Origin of the sequence: Rhizobium vallis (assembly GCF_003985155.1) — a bacterium.
In the GTDB taxonomy this organism is placed as follows: Bacteria; Pseudomonadota; Alphaproteobacteria; order Rhizobiales; family Rhizobiaceae; genus Rhizobium; species Rhizobium vallis.
Genome location: NZ_ML133693.1, coordinates 163,110 through 181,039 on the forward strand (window position 1 = coordinate 163,110; position 17,930 = coordinate 181,039).

A 17,930-nucleotide genomic window follows, 5' to 3' on the forward strand; every position below is an offset into this window, starting at 1 on the left:
AAAGCAGGTTTCAGCTGCGCTTATATATTCGCTTCAGCGCAGCCAGCAGAGCATCCATTTCGTTGGGCGAAAACAGGTCGGTGAAACGCTGTTCGTGTGCATCGATCAGCTTGCGCGCCTGCGCAAGCATGGCGCGTCCCGCTATCGTCAGATGCAGTTCCTGGCGGCGCCGGTCCGCTTGGGAAGGGCGGCGCTCGACGAAGTCGCGCGCTGCCAGCCGGTTGACGAGGGCCATCATGGTCGCGCGATCGGTGCCGAGCGTATTGGCCAGGTCGATCTGCGATGCGCCGGCGTTGACTGCAAGAAGCTCCATCACCGCGAGCTGTTTCTGCGTCAGCCCCAGCTCGTCCATAGTTTCAGCGAAGTCGCGATAGATCGCGACATGCGCCATACGCAGATGAAAGCCCAGAAGATCGCCAAGCCGGCCGACGTCGAGTGACGGCGTCGCCGGAGCATCCTCGCTCTCGAAATCATCCTGCGGTGGTTTTGCGGCCATCATTCGCTCTCGCCTGATCCAGGCGCCATAACCATCAAAATCAGCAGGTTAGTCAATATCCGCGCAACGATTTCCCTGGAGTCTGCCGGATCGGTGGGATTTTCCGCAAGCAGCCTCTTGCATCCTGTCGGAAAAATATTAGTATGTGTTGCATACAAATTTGCTGTTGGCCGCGGAGGAGCGGCGGGCATGGGAGGAAAAAATGGCGCATTCCTTTTCCGGAAGGTCTTCGTCGGCCGATTGCGGACTGGTGGCGAATGATCCGATCCTTTATCGCGCCCATGTCGCGCCGGATCGTCAGGCCCTGTTCGAAATCGCCACCGGCCGTCAGCTTAGCTATGCCGAGCTCGATATGCGGATCGCCCGCTGCGGCGGTTTCCTGAAGGATATGCTCGGAGCGCGGCGGGAAGGGGCGCGGATCGCCATGCTGGCGCGCAACTCGATCGATTCGATCGTGCTGGCCTTTGCCTGCCAGCGCGTCGGCGCCGTTTATGTACCGCTCAACTGGCGTCTCAGCGCCGCCGAACTGCGGCCGATCCTTGCCGATTGCGCACCGGCGCTCCTGGTCCATGACGAGGAGTTTTCGGCTGTTGTGGCGAGCCTTGCAGATGCCGATCCCGAGATGGCGGTGATCTCGACGGCAGATGGCCCAGCCGGGCTTGCTGCCCGCATCGAGGCGAGCGCCTCGGCCGACCCGGTATCTGACGATGCCGATCGGGCATGCGTCCTTCTCTACACCTCGGGCACGACAGGACAGCCGAAGGGCGTCGTCATCACCGGCCGCAATGCTTTCTATGCCGCCGTCAATTTTTCCTTCGTCGGAGAGATCGGGCCGGCATCGGTCGCTTTGTGCGATCTGCCGTTCTTCCACACGATCGGGCTCATTGCCGTGGCGCGGACCACATTGATGCTGGGCGGGACGCTCGTCATCTCCGACCGCTTCACCCCGGCCCGCACGCTGGCCGCCCTTGCCGACCGGGAGCGGGCCGTCACCCATTATTTCGCCGTACCGCAGATCGCGCTCGCCTTGCGCAACGACCCCGCTTATAGCGCCGCGGCTCTCTCTGGCCTGCATGCGCTCTTCGTTGGCGGCGCGCCGCTGACGCAGGCGCTGATCGAAAGCTATCTCGACGACGGCGTTGCGCTGGTCAACGGCTACGGCATGAGCGAGGCTGGAACGGTGCTGCATGTACCGATCGATCGGCGCGCGGTGCAGGACAATCCCGGCAGTGTCGGTCTTCCCGCACCATTGCTCGACATCCGCATTGTCGGCGAGGGTGGCCGTGACGTTGGCGGCGGCGAGATCGGCGAACTCTGGCTGCGTGGACCGGCGGTGACGCCAGGCTACTGGAACAAGCCTGCGGAAACCGCCGCCGCCTTCACCGACGGCTGGTACCGTACCGGCGATCTCGGCCGCCGCGAAGCAAACGGCTTCTATCGCATCGTCGACCGGCTGAAGGATATGTATATCAGCGGCGGTGAGAATGTTTATCCGGCCGAAGTCGAAGCCGTACTCGCTAGCCATCCCGATATCCTCGACGTCGCGGTCGTTGGCATTCCCGACATAAGATGGGGCGAATGCGGCGTCGCCTATGTCGTGCTGCGGCCGGGTGCTGCGACAACGGGTGAGGAGATTGCCGGCCATTGCGTCGCAAAGCTCGCCGCCTTCAAGCGCCCGGCACGCATCTTCTTCGTCGAAACCATTCCTCGCACCGCCTCCGGCAAGGTGCAGAAACATGTTCTGCGCCAGCTGCATTCCGACGAAACCCTTCAACGACAGGCCTGATGAAGCGGCCGCGGCTTCATGCCGAAACCAATGGAGTGATCTGATGACTGAAAACCAATCGCCGGTTCTGGTCGAATTCGACAATGGCATCGCTTTCGTGACCCTTAACCGTCCGGAAAAGCGCAATGCGATGAATCCGGCTCTCAATGCCCGGATGCTCGAGGTGCTCGACGAGCTTGAGGGTGACGAGCGTTGTGGTGTGCTCGTCCTGCGCGGCGCCGGGCAATCCTGGTCCGCCGGCATGGATCTCAAGGAATATTTCCGCGACAATGACGGCAAGCCGCGGGATGCCACATTGAAGGCACGGCGGCAGTCCGGCAACTGGTGGAGCCGGCTGATGTATTTCGAAAAGCCGACGATCGCCATGGTCAACGGCTGGTGCTTCGGCGGCGCCTTCACGCCGCTGGTTTCCTGCGATCTCGCCATCGCCGCCGAGGAAGCGAATTTCGGCCTTTCCGAGATCAACTGGGGCATTCTGCCGGGCGGCAACGTCACCCGCGCGGTCGCCGAAGTGATGCGCCATCGTGACGCGCTCTACTACATCATGACCGGCGAGCTGTTCGGCGGGCGCAAGGCTGCGGAAATGGGTCTCGTCAACGAGGCCGTGCCGCTTGCCGAGCTCGAAACCCGCGTGCGCAAGATCTGCGCGAGCCTGCTCGAAAAGAACCCGGTGACGCTGAAGGCCGCCAAGGACACTTACAAGCGTGTGCGTAACCTGCCGTGGGATCTCGCCGACGATTACATCTACGCCAAGCTGGAACAGATGTTGTTTCTCGACAAGACCAAGGGGCGCGACGAAGGGCTGAAGCAGTTCCTCGACGACAAGACCTATCAGCCGGGGCTCGGCGCCTACAAGCGCTGAGAACAGGTCCGCGTGCGCGTAGTCTACGAGCTGATCATTGGGAGGGAGGAAAGCAATGAAGATCCATGCCGCGGTGGCCCGTGCGCCCCATATGCCGTTTTCAATAGAAAGGCTCGATCTGGAGGAACCCCGCGAGGGTGAAATCCTGGTTCGGGTCGTCGCGACCGGCGTTTGCCACACCGATATCGTCATGCGTGACCAGCACCTGCCGGTGCCGCAGCCGGTCGTGCTCGGTCATGAAGGTGCCGGTATCGTCGAACGTGTCGGGCCGGGCGTTGCCAAGGTGGCGCCGGGCGATCACGTGGTCATGACCTTCAATTCCTGTGGTCATTGCCCGAGCTGCAACGATCACGAGGAGACCTATTGCCACGAATTCTTCCCGCGCAATTTCTTCGGCGCGCGCGCCGACGGTTCGAGCGGGCTCTCATGCGAGGGAGAGCGGATTCACGGCAATATTTTCGGACAATCCTCCTTTGCGAGCCACGCGCTGTGCCATGAACGCAATATCGTGAAAGTGCCGAAAGATGCGGATCTGGCGCTGCTCGGGCCGCTTGCCTGTGGCATCCAGACCGGCGCCGGCGCGGTGATGAATGCGCTCGAGGTCAAGCCTGGAAAAATACTCGCAGTTTTCGGCATGGGCTCTGTTGGTCTGGCCGCCGTGATGGCGGCGCGGGTCGTCGGCGCGTCACGGATCATCGCCGTCGACGTCAACGAGACGCGGCTGGCGCTTGCGGCGGAACTCGGAGCGACCGACATCGTCAACGGCAAGGAGAGCGACGCGGTCGCCGCGATCATGGCGCTGACCGGCGCCGGCGTCGACTATTCTATCGATGCCTCCGGCGTGCCCGCCGTTATTGACCAGTGCGTGCGGGTGCTGGCGCCGCGCGGCACATGCGGCATCGTCGGGGCCTCGCCGCACGGCGCGACGTTGACGCTCGACCTCACCCATATTCTGTCCGGCGGACGCCGGGTGCGCGGCATCGTCGAGGGCGATTCCAATCCCGATGTGCTGATCCCTCTCTTGATCGACCTTCATCGCCAAGGGCGCTTCCCGTTCGACAGGCTCGTCAGCTTCTACGATTTCGCCGACATCAACCGGGCGGTAGAGGACTCGGAAAGAGGCATCGTGCTGAAACCGATCGTGCGCCAGCCGGCCGCCTGACATCGTTCAAGGGAGGAACCAATGAACACCGTCACCCCAATCGCCACCGATACCAGTGTTGACGCCATGAAGGCGCTGCTTGCCCGGCAAAGGGCGTCTTTCCTCAAGGAGGGACCGCCTGATATCGAGACCCGCATCGATCGCATCGATCGCGTCATCGCCCTTCTCGTCGATCATAAGGATGCGATTGCGGCGGCTCTGTCGGACGATTTCGGCAGCCGCAGCGTCGAGGCGAGCCTGCTTCTCGACGTCTTCACCTGCATCGGTTCGCTGAAATATGCCAAGGCTCATCTTGCCGAATGGTTGAAGCCCGAGCAGCACGAGGCACTATTCCCCGACGCGGTGGCCGAGGTGGTCTATCAGCCGAAGGGGGTGGTCGGCATCCTGAGCCCCTGGAATTTCCCCTTTCAGCTCGCCCTTGCCCCGCTTGCCGGCATTCTCGCCGCCGGCAACCGCGCTATGATCAAACCGTCGGAGGTGACGCCGGCTTCATCAGCGCTGATGGCGGAACTCATCGCCCGCTCCTTTGACGAAACGGAGATCGCCGTCGTCCAGGGCGGACCGGCGACGGGTACCGCCTTCACGTCGCTTGCCTTCGACCATCTGATCTTCACCGGAGGTACTGCGGTTGCCCATCATGTCATGCGGGCAGCGGCGGAAAACCTGACGCCGCTGACGCTCGAACTCGGCGGCAAGTCGCCTGTCATCGTCGGCCGATCGGCCGATCTCGCAGACGCGGCGCGGCGCGTCATGACCGTCAAGACGTTGAACGCCGGCCAGATCTGCCTGGCGCCGGACCATGTCTACGTGCCCGAGGAAAGCATCGAAGCCTTTGCCGAACACGCCGTAGCCGCGGTCGGCGCAATGTATCCGACGCTGAAGGAAAATCCTGATTACACTTCGATCGTCAATGCCCGTCATCATGCCCGCGTGCAGGGCCTGGTCGACGACGCCAGGGCCAAGGGCGCCCGTATCGTCGAAATCAATCCGGCGGGAGAGAATTTTTCGCAGCAATCGGCTCACCGCATGCCGCCGACCCTGATCCTCGATCCCACCGACGATATGCGCGCGCTGCAGGAGGAAATCTTCGGACCGGTGCTGCCGGTTCTTCCCTATCGCGATGTCGCCGACGTTATCGATCGCATCAACGCCCGGCCGCGCCCGCTTGCCCTCTATTACTTCAGCCAGGATGGCGAAGAGGAGCGCCGCGTTCTCGACAATACGACCTCCGGCGGAGTGACCGTCAATGACTGCATGAGCCACGTCACGGCGGAAGGCCTGCCCTTCGGCGGCGTCGGCCATTCAGGCATGGGCGCCTACCACGGCAAGTTCGGCTTCCTCGCCTTCTCGCATCCGCGCGCCGTCTATCACCAGAGCAAGATGGTGGAAGCGGAATATATGATGCGTGCTCCGTTCGGCGAGGCGATGCGTGGCTTCCTGGCTGCTGCAATCTGCAAGTAAAGCGTGAACTGGCCTTCCGATAGCCGGCCAAGGGCAAACTCTCGGCCTAGAGCCTTTCCGGGCTAGATTGCAGCATTCTGCCGGAGCGGGTTTCCGGGCGGCGTTTCAGAGCCCGGAAGCCTTGGCGAGGTTCGCCGCTCAATTCTATTTCATGACTCAAGCTGCGTTCGTCAGTTCACCTTCTGCACCGCCGGCGGCGTCCACGAGCCGTCGATGACCGGCGTTTTCGGCCAGTAGGCGCGGACGAGGCATGAGAAGTCGCCTTTTGGAGCCGGCAGCCAGTTGGCCCGTTGCACCGCGTCCGTCGGCGCATCGGACTGCACATAGATCGTGAGCGAACCGTCGGCAGCAAGCCTGAGGTCCCTGTTCTTGGTGCCGATCGAGAAGCGGTTGATCGGGTTGGCGATGAAGAAATGGTGCTCGTTGTAGATCGAGAGCGACCAGAATCCATTCACAGGAGGCGTTCCGTCCGGAGCGAACGTCACTGTATACCGGTTGGCGCTGTTGAGCCGTGCGCCCAAGGCATCGAGGTCCTGATTGAAATACTTCGTCTCGTCGGGCGAGTTGACCAGGATGCTCGACTTCGCAACAGCCGTCCGCGTGAAATAATCCGTTCCAAACGCGGATTCGTTGGAAATCGTGCTCCAGTGGTGGGGCAGTTGCTGGCCGAAGTTACGGAACTGAAACAGCGGATTCACAAGCTTCTCTTCGGCATCTTTGGCGGCCTCGATCATCGCCTGCTTCATTTCCGGATTATCTTTGGCGGCGGCGAGCACGGCGACCACCTGCGCGTAGCGCGCCTCTTCGCCGGGGAGTGGCGGCGCATCGGCAAGCACTGCCGGTAGTTCGTCGAAAAACTTCTCGGGAAACACCCACCGGGTTTCCTCTTCGCCGAGAGGGCCGCCGGGCACTTTTGGCAGCTTGCTCCAGTCGATGCTCTTCATCTGCCCGTCGTACTCGCCGAGCGGATACATCACGATCCCGGTCAGTACGCGCTGTATCGCGCGCTTATCTTCCGTCGTGTCGTCCTGGAAGATTCGCGGCGCGACAAGTCCCGTGTTGCTCGACGCGCGAAAAACTTCGGTGATTCCTTTCGGCACCTCATCATTCCAGTTGGGACCGGCCAGCAAGTAGAAGCCGGGAGTGGTGCCGTGCATCTTGCCGAGCTTGACGAAACTGTCGGTGCGCAGATCGACGATCTGGTAGACCCAGAAGCGATCGCCGAAATCCGGCACCTGAATGACCACCGGTGAAACATCCAAAGCGACCATTCCGAGGCCGTAAACCACGTCCTGATTGGGACAGGCGACGTTGCGCTCTTCCGGATCGACATAATCGGTGAGCATGGTGAGCCGATTGAGAGGTGCTTCGAGCAGAGGGCCGGTATACCTCTGTTCCTTCATCTGCGAGAACGCGAGGCGGCGGTTGTACATGTTGACCAGCGGCCAAGCCCAGAACAAGGCATCGCGCGCGACGTGGGCGGCATAGGCCTCGGTGATCTTCACACGCGCATCCGGGCCGGGAGGCAGTGCCCGGCTCCAGCCCGGCGACGGTGGCAGGGGCTGCGGATTCAGCGAGGATGTTTGCGCGCGTGCGACGGACGGCGCGCTGGTGCCGAGCACCGAAGCGGCCGCGAGCGTCGCGCCTCCGAGCAGGATGTCACGGCGGTCCAGAGTAAGATCGTTTCCATGCTTCATTATGTCCTCCACTCACCAACGATGGCTAAGCTTGTGTCGGGACCGCATTCAACGCACGCCGAACCGCGTTGAACATTGCAACGGCACCGGCGAAGTAGACCGCAATGAAGAAGGCCTGTCCGAGCAGCCAAATGTTCTTCCCGATCAGAATCGGCGAGTAGTAGTAACCCGGCCAGATTGCATCGAAGACGAAATATCCGGGATAGCCGATGGCGAAGACGCCAAGCAGGCCGATGATGCAAAGCCAGAGGGCCGCCGAGCTCTCCGGTTCGGCCGCAGCCGGCGATATCCGCGCAGCGACCATGCTCGTTACCCCCATCGCCGTCATGCCGAGCCCACCGGCTTGCACGGCGGCAACCGAGAGCGTCCATGGGCACGCCCACCACAGCGTGATGTTCTGCATGAAGAGTTCGCCGGTCGGCCAGCGGGCGCCGACGCAATAATGCGCAACAATGCCGAAGGTCAGGAACACGCCGAAGATGAAGAGGCCGAGCCCCCATTTCGCGAACCGCGCGGCAATTCTCATGATACTCTCCGTCTACTAGACCGAGACTTTCTCCACGTCGGGCAGCTTCCACGTCTTCTTCTCGAAGAATTCCGGCTTCGGCCCGTACAGCCGGAACATGAACTCGAACTTCCTTGCCGGGTCAGTTGGAATCCAGTTCGATTCCTGGCCCACGGGCGCCTTGGAGCCGATGTAGAGATCGACGGAACCGTCCGGGTTCCTCCTTAGCTCCTTGGTATTCGAGGCCCGGCTTGCGCGGTCGACGTTCTTGATCAACGCATGCGTCTCCCGGTCGTAGGCCGTCAACGACCAGTACTGGTCGACGGGAACATCCGGTGGAACGTGCAGCCGATAGGTCTTCGCCCCGTCGTAGCCATTGCCGTCCTTGTCGCGGATCGAAATCAGGTAGAACTGGCCGGCGCCGAGGCGTTTGATCGAAATATATGCGTAGGTGTAGCCCAGGCCTCGGGCGTCGACGGCGTACTTGCTCTTGTCGGCATAGGTAGTGCCTTGACCCTCGATTGCTTCGGGAAGGGCAGGCAAAGTCCAATGGCTGCCTTCCCAGAAGGCGGGGAAGCCGACATCGTAGCGGGCAGCAAGCAGCTGCTTAGCTTCGCCGATGGCGGTGTTCAGGATCGCCCTGGCGGCCTCGTCGGGCGCGAAGGGCTTGCCTTTCTCGATGCCGATCGTGCGCAACGGGTCGATCATCGCCCGGTCGCGATCGATCCAGGGCTCACTCTGAATGATCCCGTCGAGTTTTTCGTAGAAACTCACGTCGTAGCGGATAGTGCTGTCGAAATTGACGTCCTTTACGTCGGTGAACACCGTTTCGGGTGGGTTCGCTGCAGCGGAGAGCGGATAGAACTTCACACGCTTGGCGTAGGCGATCGAGGCGGCAACGTCGGCCTCGCTGTGGCTCTTCAGGTTCGAGCGTATCAGCGCATAACCGCCATAGGTATCGGAGCGCAGCGGGCTGTACGCTTCGGGGACCTGATCGGCATAGCCCGGCGGCAGGAGGACGAACTTGCCGCCCCTGCCTTTGTCGACTCCGAGCAGGCCGACATCCTCCAACGATGTCTGCCATTGCGTGACGATATTGCCGTTGAGCGAGCCGTTGGCGTCGCCCGGCGGCACTTCGAGCACCATCGGACCGTCCTTAACATCGAAGAAGCCCATGAAGTAGAGTGTGTCCGGATTGGGCGTCAGCGTCTGGTTATGCCAGTCGAGCGGCCCGCCCCAATAGATGAACTGGTTCACCTTGCCGGGGGTCTTGGTCAGCATCTCCTGGCGCATCAGATCGGTGTTGACGGCAGGCATGCCCCAGATCGCGGCTTGCACCGCGCGGCTGTGGGTCAGTTGCTCTTCAACCGATTGCGTCTCGCTCCGTGCGAAGGTCGCCAAGCAAACAAAGGAAAGTGCTGTAAGAACCGCCCTCATCTCCGTTCCCCCCAACGTCTCAGATCATACCAGGGGAGGAGTTTGAACCTCATCACCGCCACCTCCTGATTGTATTCAGACAAGCTAATGGAAGATTTGGCAAAGGCAAGCGTAATCAACGATCGCCCGCTTCTGGGCAGCAGACGGCGAGTTCGATCCGCGTATGACGTGAGATAACAGTCGTGGCGGTTGGCATTTTGGACTTTCAGGCGATTGCGGCGATAGGGCGGGGCAGCGGTAGAAACGGTGGCCCCAAAATCGCATCGGCATTCTGCTCGAACGGCAGCAGTATCCAGCCATCTGCGCTCGCGCGGGAGTACCTCACTTTAAACGTAGACCTGGCTCAGGCGTAAATGAGTGGAGATTTACGGTAACGTACTTCCCCGGCTTCACAGCATGCGCATAATCCGTCGATCAACTATGGCCGGGAGGCCGGACGGTCTGATGGACAAGCAGAGCGGCACCGACAGCAACGGTTCCGGGGCCGCCCAAAGGGGGTTGTGGCGGCTCATGCTGAAGCTGCCTGCCATGCGCGGACGGCTTCAGCTTCTGGCGGCAAAATCATCCTCCCTGGACGATCTCTTCGAGGCCTATGAGGAGGCCAGCGCCACTCTGGAGCGGATGTCACGGGCGCGCACCAGGGACGAATGCCCACTTATGGAAGAATACGAAACCGTCTGCGCCGAGATTGAATCCGATGTCATCCACTATGTTCTCCAGCACCCTTTGAACGGGCGACATTGACACATCGTTCGGGCCGAGATCGATCGAGTTTAGGTTTCAATAGCGCTCCATATTGCAACTTATCGCTATCTCGGCCATAAATTAGCTTGTTCTACTTTAGCTTAAACAAGGTGTGCGGGGGCGGCCATGAATGCTGAAGTACACGACTTGAAGGCGTGTGAAGTTCCCACCGCCGAAGCCAGGGCCGAACTCGAAAGGTTGCTTTCCGACAGTCGCTTTCGGGTCACTGAGCGCCAGAAGGACATCCTCAGATATTTGGCCGAGCGCCGGTTCAACGGCTGCGAAGAGGGGGTGAAGGCCTATTCCCTGGCGGTTGATGTTCTCGGGCGGCCGAGCGGCTTCGATGCTTCGATCGATCCGATCGTGCGCATCGAGATCAGCCGCCTGCGATCGGCGCTTGACGCCTATTACCAGGCATTCGGGGCGGCCGACAACGTCACCATCCACATTCCGAAGGGCATGTATATCGCCCTCTTCCCGGGGACTTTGATCCCGCACGGGCCGGAGGATGAGATCCATACCGGTTCGGAACCGGCCGTTGAAAGCAGGCCGCCGGTCTTAATGCCCGAAGCTCCCGTTCAGCCCGTGCGCCCGCGCAATGGAATTCGCCTGGCAGCGGTTGCGGCAGGGCTCGTCGTTGCGATCGGCGCTGTCGCGGGCGTTAAACTGTTCGTCCAACGACCTGCCATGACGAAGAAGCCGACCGTCTACGTCATGATGACAGCCGCCGAGGCCGGGATGCAGCGTGAAGCGAGCCAGACGCGCGACACATTGATGACCGCGCTCACGCAATTCACGACGCTGACCATCGCCAAGCCCGGTTATTCCCATGTCCGTTCGGGCGCCCGGTCCGGCAGAAGCTACGAAATCGATATGAAATATTACGCGGATGCTGACGACCGGAGCATCTGGTGGCAGATCGCTGACAGCGAAACGGGCGATCTCCTCAAATCCGGCCTTGAGAAAGTGGATGTCAGCGGCAAGAGCCCGGCTTCGGTGCGGGAGGAAATGGCCGCAGGACTGGCGCAGCACTTCGCGGCCACGCGAGGCGTCATCAACAGTATCGAGATCCATGACAGCCCGGATGATGCGCTGGGCAATGCCTGCATTTTGCGGGCGGAGTACGCGCTCGACGAAGGCGGTGCGGACCGGGTGACGAGGAGCAGGGATTGTCTGGAGCAGAGCCTGGCGGCGGCCCCGGGAGATCCGGATGCAAGGGCTCTCCTTTCGCGGGTGCTGCTTGCCGGCAAAGGCGCTTCGCTTGATCCCGCGGTCAGATCGCGCGCAATGGAACTTGCCAAGAGCGCGGTTTCGTCGGCCCCGATGTCGGACAGGGCGCAGGTCGCGCTGATGGCTGCGCAGTTTTCAGCCGGGCGCACGGAGGCGGCCGTCCAGGCCGGGAACCGCGCCGTCGAACTCAATCCGAACAACGGCGATGCAGCGGCAAAACTCGCTTTGGTGCTCTATCTCTCGGGTTACAAGGATGCCGGTGTGGCGATGGCCCGAGATGCAGGCCGCTTCGTGGAAACGGCGCCGCGCGACGCCATGCTGGTGCGAGCGCTCGACGCCTATCGGACCGGGCGCTACTCGGAGGCATCGCTGCTGGCCGAGCAGATCAACTGCACGGATTTCATGGTGGCGACGCTGAGAGCCGCCGCCCTTGGCCAACTGAGTTCGCCGGAGGCGCATGAGCGGCTCTCGGAGATCAGGAGCAAGGACCCGGCATTCGAGCGAACCTTTCACGACAGGGTAGCGTCCTGGCGCCTGCAGCCGGATATCGCCGCCGAGCTGGAAGCCGGTCTGATCAAGGCCGGAGCACAGGTCGATCCGGGCGCCGTTTCCAGCATAACGACGCCGTAGGGCAACGCCAGTGCTGGTCGATCCCGACGGTAAAGGCTTGCCAAAGCAGCGTAATTTACGGCGCCGTTTACTGTAACGTACTTCCCGGCGAGCCTCCGGCGATGTTCCTATGCAAGCGCGGCACCATGAGACTGTAGAGGAAAGGAACATCTGCGATGCGATCGACTGCAGTCTGCCTGTCACTGCTGCTGCTTGCTGTCTCTTCACCGGTGAAGGCCGCCGATATCGCGCCGCTCGTTGCGCCGCAGCCGAAGCCCGAGGAAGCGGACCGCTGGAGCTTTTCCGTATCGCCATATTTCTGGGCTGCCGGGATCACCGGCGACAGCGGCGTCTTCGGGCTGCCCGAGGTTCATACGAACGAGAGCTTCGGCGATGTTCTGAAAGGCATCGACTTCGGCTTCATGATGGCCGGTGATGCCCGCTACGGGCCCTACAGTATCGTTGGCGATGTCACCTACGCCAGGATCACGACGGACTCGGCGACGCCGAAGGGCGTGCTGGCCGACGAAGTCGACCTCAAATCCGAAACCTTCACGGCAATGCTTGGCGTCGGCTATTCGGTTCTCGAGGACGAGAAGGGCAGGCTTGATGTCATCGGCGGCGTCAAGCTGTGGTCGGTGGAGACGACGATTTCTTTCAATGGCGGGCCGCTTGATAACATCTCGAATCGCGATGACGCGACCTGGGTGGATGCCATGGTCGGCCTGCGCGGCGTGTATTCGATCACGCCGACCGTCTATCTCACGGGATGGGGACTGATCGGCGCCGGCGGAGCCGACCTCGACTGGGACGTCATGGGCGGCATCGGCTATAAATGGAACGATTCCATATCAGCTTTCCTCGGATACCGCGCGCTCGGTGTGAACTACAGCAACGGCAGCCTGACCAACGACATCGTCGAGCACGGCCCGATCCTGGGCGCCGTCTTCCACTTCTGAAACCTGCGGTGGTTTGCGTGACGATCCGCCTGGAGGCGCATCGGCCACATCACTGCTCGAAGGCGAAGATCTTTTTCCAGTCGTTCTTCATGTCGACGACCAGCCAGTTGCGCCGCTCGGCTTCATCGAGCGCCTTGTCCAGCTTGCCGATGGATGATTGCCGGTCATAGGCATATTCGCGGTTGCCATCGGTATGGTGGACGATCATCGCGAAGCTCGGCTCCTTGGCGGCAGTCGTCCAGCGCAGCATCTCGTAGTCCCCGTCCGAATTTCCTGCGGCGAAGATCGGCTTCCGGCCGATGAACTTGTTGATGCCCACTGGCTTGCCCGGGCCGTCGTCGACGAAGTCGACCTTCGGCAGCCGGTTCAGCACCGGCTCGTCATCGACGAGGTCGTACTGCGTTACGATCGTGCTGCCGACCACCTGCTGGGGCGGGATGCCGTAAAGCTTCTCCGTCACCGGCCGCATGAACTCGACGCCGCCGCCAGACACAATGTAGGTGGTGAAGCCGTTGGCGCGCAGGTATTCCAGCAGTTCCCGCATCGGGAGATAGGTCATCTCGGTATAGAGCCTGCCGGTCTTCGGATGCTTTGCAGCCGCAAACCAGTCGTTGACGATCGTGTTGAACTGATCCGTGGTCATGCCGGCATGGGTTGCCATGCCGAGTTCCACGATGCCCATCTCGCCGCCCTTTGCTATTCCCTTCAGGTCGTCGTCGAGAATGCTCTTGAACGGCTCCTTCGTCTTCCATTCGGGATGCTGCGGGGCGAGCGCCTTCACGCGGTCGAGCATGAAGCCGAGCTGGATATAGTAGGGCTGTTCGCACCAGAGCGTCCCGTCATTGTCGAAGACGGCGATCCGGTCGGCTGGCGCGAAATAGCCCTCGCCGCCCTCCGTCACGGTCGCCTTGACGAAATCCATGATGCGGCTTCTGGCAGCCGTATCATTCCATGAGGGAAGGGGTTCCTGCGAAAAGACGGGCTCGGCCGCGACGAGGGTGAGGGCGGCCGTCAGCGAAGCGAGGATCTTGGCAACCATGTGAAGCGCCTCGTTCATCCGGTTTCTCCTCGAACCTCAACTCTTTTGACGCAGCGAAAGCCGACATGGCTCGTCGAGGTGTCTTCCGGTTCGGCGTGGCGTGCCGCCGGTCGGTAGCGCCGGCAATAATTCGGGGCGCAGAGATGTGAGCCGCCCTTGAGGACACGCCTTGCAATCCGGATCTCGGGCTGGTTGGGATCGTAGCTCGCCTCGGTATCGCCGCCCCGAGGATTGTTCGGGATGCAGCAGCTCTTGGCCGCCGGTTCCGGATGCCGGGTGGTCCAGTAGTCGCCGGTCCATTCCCAGACGTTGCCGATCATGTCGTAAAGGCCGTAGCCGTTCGGCGGAAACGATCGGACCGGCGATGTCCGCTCGTGGCCTTTCGGCTTGGTCGAATGCGTCGGAAACGTTCCCTGCCAGGTGTTGGCCATGAGCTTGCCGTCCGGCATCAACACCTCGCCCCAGGCGAACTCGGTGTCGTCGAGCCCGCCGCGGGCGGCAAACTCCCATTCGGCCTCCGTCGGCAGATCGAGACCCGCCCAATCGGCATAGGCCTTTGCGTCAGACCAGGCGACGTGCACGACCGGATGGTCGAGCTTGCCACGCAAGTCGCTCAGGCCGCCGAGCGGCCGGCGCCAGTTGGCGCCGAATTTGAAAGTCCACCATTGCGAAATATCCGGCCCGCTGACCGCTTTCGGCTGAACGAAAAGCAGCGAGCCGGCCCGCAACATTTCCGGAAGCGCGCCCGGATAGTCCCGAGGGTCGGGCGCTTTCTCCGCCATCGTGACATGATCAGTCGCCTTGACGAATTCCGCGAATTTGCGGTTCGTCACCGGCGTCTCGTCGATCCAGAAACCGTCGACCTTCACAGGGTGGGCGGGCGCTTCCTCGGGATAGTGGCGGTCCGAACCCATGACGAAGGTGCCGCCGGGCATCCAGATCATGCCGCCCTGCGCCCGGCCGGGCGTTGCAACCTCGTCGAATGCCAAAGCCATCACCGCCTCCGGTTTCCTGCACGGCATGTTCGCGCGCGCTCCGCCGCCGGGTAAGTACGCAACGGTAAATGGCGCCGGCATTTACGTTAGCGGATTTGTAAATGCCGGCGTCGGCGTCCCTTGCTTCGCGGAAGTCAGGCCGCTACTGCGCGTTGGCCGGGCTCTGGTCCAGTGATCTCATCAGCGCCTCGACCATTTGGTCGACGCTGAAGCTCGCCGGGCGCTGGCTTGGCGGGTATTCACGGAAGGTCTGAAGGAAAGGCGCCACGCGCCAGACACCGTACTGTATGAGGTAGGCGTTCTTGGCGAGCCAGTCGTAGTACTGGTCCGACACGACATCCGCCCGTTCATACGGGTCCATTCTCAGGTTGAAGACCTTCGGAGCACGCAGGCAGACGAACGGGTCGGCCCATACCGTGAAACCACCCGGTTGACGCTGCTCGCAGAAGACGATCTTCCAGTTGGTATAGCGATAGGCGACCAGCTCGCCATCGTCGTTGAAGTAGAAGAACTCATCGCGCGCCGACTTGTCCTGTTTACCCGTCAGGTAAGGCAACTGGTTGTAGCCGTCGAGATGCACCTTGAACTGATTGCCGCCGATCGTCGTGCCTTTTGCAAGTTTTTCCTTGATGGCGGGATCGCCGGCCGCTGCCAGCAGCGTCGGGAACCAGTCCAATCCCGATATCATCTGATTGGAAACCTCGCCGGCCTTGATCTGCCCCGGCCAGCGCACCATTGCCGGAACACGGAAGGCACCTTCCCAGTTCGTATCCTTCTCGCTGCGGAACGATGTCGTGGCGGCATCCGGCCAGGACCACTGGTTCGGGCCGTTGTCGGTGGTATAAACGACGATGGTGTTGTCGGCGATATTAAGGTCGTCCAGCGCCTTCAGCAGCTTGCCCACGTCGCCGTCATGCTCGATCATGCCATCGGCATATTCGTTGCCCGGCATGCCGCTCTGGCCTTTCATCTCTTCCCTCACATGCGTGTAAACATGCATACGTGTCGTATTCATCCAGGTGAAGAAGGGTTTGCCGGCCTTTGCCTGCCGGCCCATGAAATCGATCGCGGCTGCCGTCGTCTCGTCGTCGATCGTTTCCATGCGCTTGGTGTTCAGCGCACCCGTATCCTCGATCTTGCCATCAGCCGACGCCTTCAACACGCCGCGCGGTGAACTGGTGCGGACGAACTCCTGGTCGTCCTTGGGATAATAGGGCCGCTCCGGCTCCTCCTCGGCATTCAGATGGTAGAGATTGCCGTAGAATTCGTCGAAGCCATGCTTGGTCGGGAGATATTCGTCGCGGTCGCCGAGATGGTTCTTGCCGAACTGGCCCGTCGCATAGCCGAGCGACTTGACTGCCTGAGCGATCGTGATGTCACGCGATTGCAGGCCAACGGTCGCGCCGGGAATGCCGACCTTGCAAAGGCCGGTGCGCAGGCAGACCTGGCCGGTGATGAAGGTGGATCGCCCGGCGGTGCAACTGTTCTCGGCATAGTAGTCCGTGAACATCATGCCTTCCCTAGCGATGCGGTCGATATTCGGCGTGCGATAGCCCACCAGGCCGAAGGAGTAGGCGCTGATATTCGTCTGGCCGATGTCGTCACCGAAGATGACGAGAATATTGGGCTTCGATGTATCCTGAGGTGTTGCGGGTTCGGCGGCCGGAGCGGGGGTAGCCTGCTGGGCCACCGCGGAGGAGAGAAAGGTCGTCGATGCCAACGTCATCGCGACTGCGACCGTCGCCGAAAACAGCTTCTGGGGAAGGGATATCGTCATGACGCCGTCCCCCCTGATAGATCGTTCAACATTGCAGTCTCCCTTGTCGGGCGGGCGCTGCCGCCGGATAATCGTCGTCAGGTGACGCCGGAGGAGACTTGATCTTTACGGAGACGAGCGGAAGTACGTAACGGTAAACGCGCGTGTATCTGGGCGTAAACGCTGAAGTAAACGCGTGGATTTGTGCGTCAGCGGCTTGGATTGCGGATCCGTCTGCAGCGTTTCGCCGACATCGGTCTCACGGCCGGCTTGCGCAGCGGCTCCTTGGCGATAGCCAGCGGCTCAACTTGTCACTGCATGAGGATTTCACGAAGTTCCGCGGCATCGCAAAGCCCGTATCCAAGACTGCGGAGCGGTGTCGTCGTTGCGTCGACCAATGCGGAATTGGAAGAAGCCAGGGTGCCGTCCGGCAGATACAGATTGTTTTCGAATCCGACGCGAATGTGACCGCCGAGCAGGGCTGCGGCTGTCGCGCAGGCCGCTTCGTGTCTACCGAAGGCGCAGACGCTCCAATGGGCAAAATGTGCTCCTAAAGAAAGAAAAGGCAGCAGATCTGTCGGTTGGGATGTCTGGTTGGCCGTATATCGCCCAAGCACGTAGAGCACCGGAATATCCGGCCAGGGTACGAGCCCCCGCTGGATCATCGCTGCGAGCTGCAGGGCTTCCGTAGGGTCGTAGAGAATGATCTGCGGCAACACGTTTTCCTGGCGCATCCAAGCGAGCGCCTCCGCAAAGTCCGGCTCAGCCGCCTCATCCGGCAGAAGTTCGCGTAGCGCCAGCGAGGCGGCTTCCGGGCGAACGGCTTTCAACACGGCGATCTGTTCTGCTGGGGTGTAGATGCCAAGCGCTTCCGTTGTGATCTGGACTACTAGCCGGTCCCCCACTTCCGCACGGATAGCGTTTATCGCCTGCCGATAGGCTTCGGCATCGAGCAGGTGGCGGCCATCCGGGCGGCGCACATGGACGTGGATCATCGCGGCGCCAGCGTCCAGGCACTCGGCGGCGGTGCGCGCCAGTTCGGCCGGTGTCAGGGGAATGCCCGGGTGATCCGCTTTCGTGCGGCGCCCGCCGTTCGGGGCCACTGCAATCGCCACCCGATGCGGTCTATAGGGGCTTGTCATCCGTCGCTCCCGGAAATGATTCATATGGATCATACTTTTACATTATTGAA

At 61.5% G+C, this 17,930-nt stretch carries 15 protein-coding genes; 7 read left to right on the forward strand and 8 right to left on the reverse strand.

Going from position 1 to position 17,930, the window contains the following annotated elements; translation table 11 throughout:
* Positions 1-10: 10 nt before the first annotated feature.
* Positions 11-496, reverse strand: a complete 486-nt coding sequence (locus tag EFQ99_RS22015) for a MarR family winged helix-turn-helix transcriptional regulator (protein ID WP_126923510.1) — start codon at positions 494-496, stop codon at positions 11-13.
* A gap of 202 nt (positions 497-698) precedes the next feature.
* Here EFQ99_RS22015 and EFQ99_RS22020 point away from each other — a divergent pair, with 202 nt between their 5' ends.
* The 4 genes from EFQ99_RS22020 to EFQ99_RS22035 are packed head-to-tail and all read left to right on the forward strand — an operon-like array spanning position 699 to position 5,767.
* Positions 699-2,282, forward strand: a complete 1,584-nt coding sequence (locus tag EFQ99_RS22020; RefSeq protein ID WP_126923343.1) for an AMP-binding protein — start codon at positions 699-701, stop codon at positions 2,280-2,282.
* 43 nt (positions 2,283-2,325) lie between these two features.
* Positions 2,326-3,144, forward strand: coding sequence for a p-hydroxycinnamoyl CoA hydratase/lyase (locus EFQ99_RS22025; RefSeq protein ID WP_126923344.1), 819 nt, complete (start codon positions 2,326-2,328; stop codon positions 3,142-3,144).
* Between the two features lie 55 nt (positions 3,145-3,199).
* Positions 3,200-4,306, forward strand: coding sequence for an NAD(P)-dependent alcohol dehydrogenase (locus EFQ99_RS22030; RefSeq protein ID WP_126923345.1), 1,107 nt, complete (start codon positions 3,200-3,202; stop codon positions 4,304-4,306).
* Between the two features lie 21 nt (positions 4,307-4,327).
* Positions 4,328-5,767, forward strand: coding sequence for a coniferyl aldehyde dehydrogenase (locus EFQ99_RS22035; protein WP_126923346.1), 1,440 nt, complete (start codon positions 4,328-4,330; stop codon positions 5,765-5,767).
* A 170-nt stretch (positions 5,768-5,937) separates the two neighbouring features.
* Here the strand turns inward: EFQ99_RS22035 and EFQ99_RS22040 are convergent, their stop codons facing one another.
* From EFQ99_RS22040 to EFQ99_RS22050, 3 genes are read right to left on the reverse strand one after another with little or no spacing between them, the layout of a single operon-like run.
* Positions 5,938-7,464: a DUF1254 domain-containing protein gene (locus tag EFQ99_RS22040; RefSeq protein WP_126923347.1), complete on the reverse strand. Its 1,527-nt coding sequence runs from the start codon at positions 7,462-7,464 to the stop codon at positions 5,938-5,940.
* Between the two features lie 25 nt (positions 7,465-7,489).
* Entirely contained in the window at positions 7,490-7,990 is a 501-nt protein-coding gene (locus EFQ99_RS22045) for a hypothetical protein (protein ID WP_126923348.1), read from the reverse strand.
* 15 nt (positions 7,991-8,005) lie between these two features.
* On the reverse strand, positions 8,006-9,406 hold the full coding sequence (locus tag EFQ99_RS22050; RefSeq protein ID WP_126923349.1) for a DUF1254 domain-containing protein: 1,401 nt from the start codon (positions 9,404-9,406) through the stop codon (positions 8,006-8,008).
* A gap of 444 nt (positions 9,407-9,850) precedes the next feature.
* Here EFQ99_RS22050 and EFQ99_RS22055 point away from each other — a divergent pair, with 444 nt between their 5' ends.
* The 3 genes from EFQ99_RS22055 to EFQ99_RS22065 all read left to right on the forward strand — a co-directional run bounded on the left by EFQ99_RS22055 (position 9,851) and on the right by EFQ99_RS22065 (position 12,948).
* Positions 9,851-10,150, forward strand: coding sequence for a hypothetical protein (locus EFQ99_RS22055; protein ID WP_126923350.1), 300 nt, complete (start codon positions 9,851-9,853; stop codon positions 10,148-10,150).
* A gap of 126 nt (positions 10,151-10,276) precedes the next feature.
* Positions 10,277-12,010, forward strand: a complete 1,734-nt coding sequence (locus EFQ99_RS22060; RefSeq protein WP_126923351.1) for a tetratricopeptide repeat protein — start codon at positions 10,277-10,279, stop codon at positions 12,008-12,010.
* 155 nt (positions 12,011-12,165) lie between these two features.
* Positions 12,166-12,948 (forward strand): hypothetical protein, encoded by a 783-nt coding sequence (locus tag EFQ99_RS22065; protein WP_126923352.1) that lies wholly within the window; start codon positions 12,166-12,168, stop codon positions 12,946-12,948.
* Positions 12,949-12,997: 49 nt separating this feature from the next.
* On the opposite strand, the gene EFQ99_RS22070 is transcribed toward EFQ99_RS22065, so the two are convergent.
* The 4 genes from EFQ99_RS22070 to EFQ99_RS22085 all read right to left on the reverse strand — a co-directional run bounded on the left by EFQ99_RS22070 (position 12,998) and on the right by EFQ99_RS22085 (position 17,880).
* On the reverse strand, positions 12,998-14,005 hold the full coding sequence (locus tag EFQ99_RS22070; protein WP_126923353.1) for an HAD family hydrolase: 1,008 nt from the start codon (positions 14,003-14,005) through the stop codon (positions 12,998-13,000).
* Entirely contained in the window at positions 14,002-14,982 is a 981-nt protein-coding gene (locus EFQ99_RS22075; protein WP_126923354.1) for a formylglycine-generating enzyme family protein, read from the reverse strand. The genes EFQ99_RS22070 and EFQ99_RS22075 overlap by 4 nt, the downstream gene beginning before the upstream one ends.
* 142 nt (positions 14,983-15,124) lie before the next feature.
* Positions 15,125-16,759 carry an arylsulfatase gene (locus tag EFQ99_RS22080; RefSeq protein ID WP_126923355.1) on the reverse strand — a complete coding sequence of 545 codons (1,635 nt, stop codon included), beginning with the start codon at positions 16,757-16,759 and terminating at the stop codon, positions 15,125-15,127.
* A 290-nt stretch (positions 16,760-17,049) separates the two neighbouring features.
* Positions 17,050-17,880, reverse strand: coding sequence for a beta-keto acid cleavage family enzyme (locus EFQ99_RS22085; RefSeq protein WP_126923356.1), 831 nt, complete (start codon positions 17,878-17,880; stop codon positions 17,050-17,052).
* Between the last annotated feature and the right edge of the window lie 50 nt (positions 17,881-17,930).

What these genes read in the sequence shown, in the direction of transcription:
- EFQ99_RS22015 (WP_126923510.1), bottom strand. Translation starts at nt 496, where the DNA reads ATGGCCGCAAAACCACCGCAGGATGATTTCGAGAGCGAGGATGCTCCG.
- EFQ99_RS22020 (WP_126923343.1), top strand. Translation starts at nt 699, where the DNA reads ATGGCGCATTCCTTTTCCGGAAGGTCTTCGTCGGCCGATTGCGGACTG.
- EFQ99_RS22025 (WP_126923344.1), top strand. Translation starts at nt 2,326, where the DNA reads ATGACTGAAAACCAATCGCCGGTTCTGGTCGAATTCGACAATGGCATC.
- EFQ99_RS22030 (WP_126923345.1), top strand. Translation starts at nt 3,200, where the DNA reads ATGAAGATCCATGCCGCGGTGGCCCGTGCGCCCCATATGCCGTTTTCA.
- EFQ99_RS22035 (WP_126923346.1), top strand. Translation starts at nt 4,328, where the DNA reads ATGAACACCGTCACCCCAATCGCCACCGATACCAGTGTTGACGCCATG.
- EFQ99_RS22040 (WP_126923347.1), bottom strand. Translation starts at nt 7,464, where the DNA reads ATGAAGCATGGAAACGATCTTACTCTGGACCGCCGTGACATCCTGCTC.
- EFQ99_RS22045 (WP_126923348.1), bottom strand. Translation starts at nt 7,990, where the DNA reads ATGAGAATTGCCGCGCGGTTCGCGAAATGGGGGCTCGGCCTCTTCATC.
- EFQ99_RS22050 (WP_126923349.1), bottom strand. Translation starts at nt 9,406, where the DNA reads ATGAGGGCGGTTCTTACAGCACTTTCCTTTGTTTGCTTGGCGACCTTC.
- EFQ99_RS22055 (WP_126923350.1), top strand. Translation starts at nt 9,851, where the DNA reads ATGGACAAGCAGAGCGGCACCGACAGCAACGGTTCCGGGGCCGCCCAA.
- EFQ99_RS22060 (WP_126923351.1), top strand. Translation starts at nt 10,277, where the DNA reads ATGAATGCTGAAGTACACGACTTGAAGGCGTGTGAAGTTCCCACCGCC.
- EFQ99_RS22065 (WP_126923352.1), top strand. Translation starts at nt 12,166, where the DNA reads ATGCGATCGACTGCAGTCTGCCTGTCACTGCTGCTGCTTGCTGTCTCT.
- EFQ99_RS22070 (WP_126923353.1), bottom strand. Translation starts at nt 14,005, where the DNA reads ATGAACGAGGCGCTTCACATGGTTGCCAAGATCCTCGCTTCGCTGACG.
- EFQ99_RS22075 (WP_126923354.1), bottom strand. Translation starts at nt 14,982, where the DNA reads ATGGCTTTGGCATTCGACGAGGTTGCAACGCCCGGCCGGGCGCAGGGC.
- EFQ99_RS22080 (WP_126923355.1), bottom strand. Translation starts at nt 16,759, where the DNA reads ATGACGATATCCCTTCCCCAGAAGCTGTTTTCGGCGACGGTCGCAGTC.
- EFQ99_RS22085 (WP_126923356.1), bottom strand. Translation starts at nt 17,880, where the DNA reads ATGACAAGCCCCTATAGACCGCATCGGGTGGCGATTGCAGTGGCCCCG.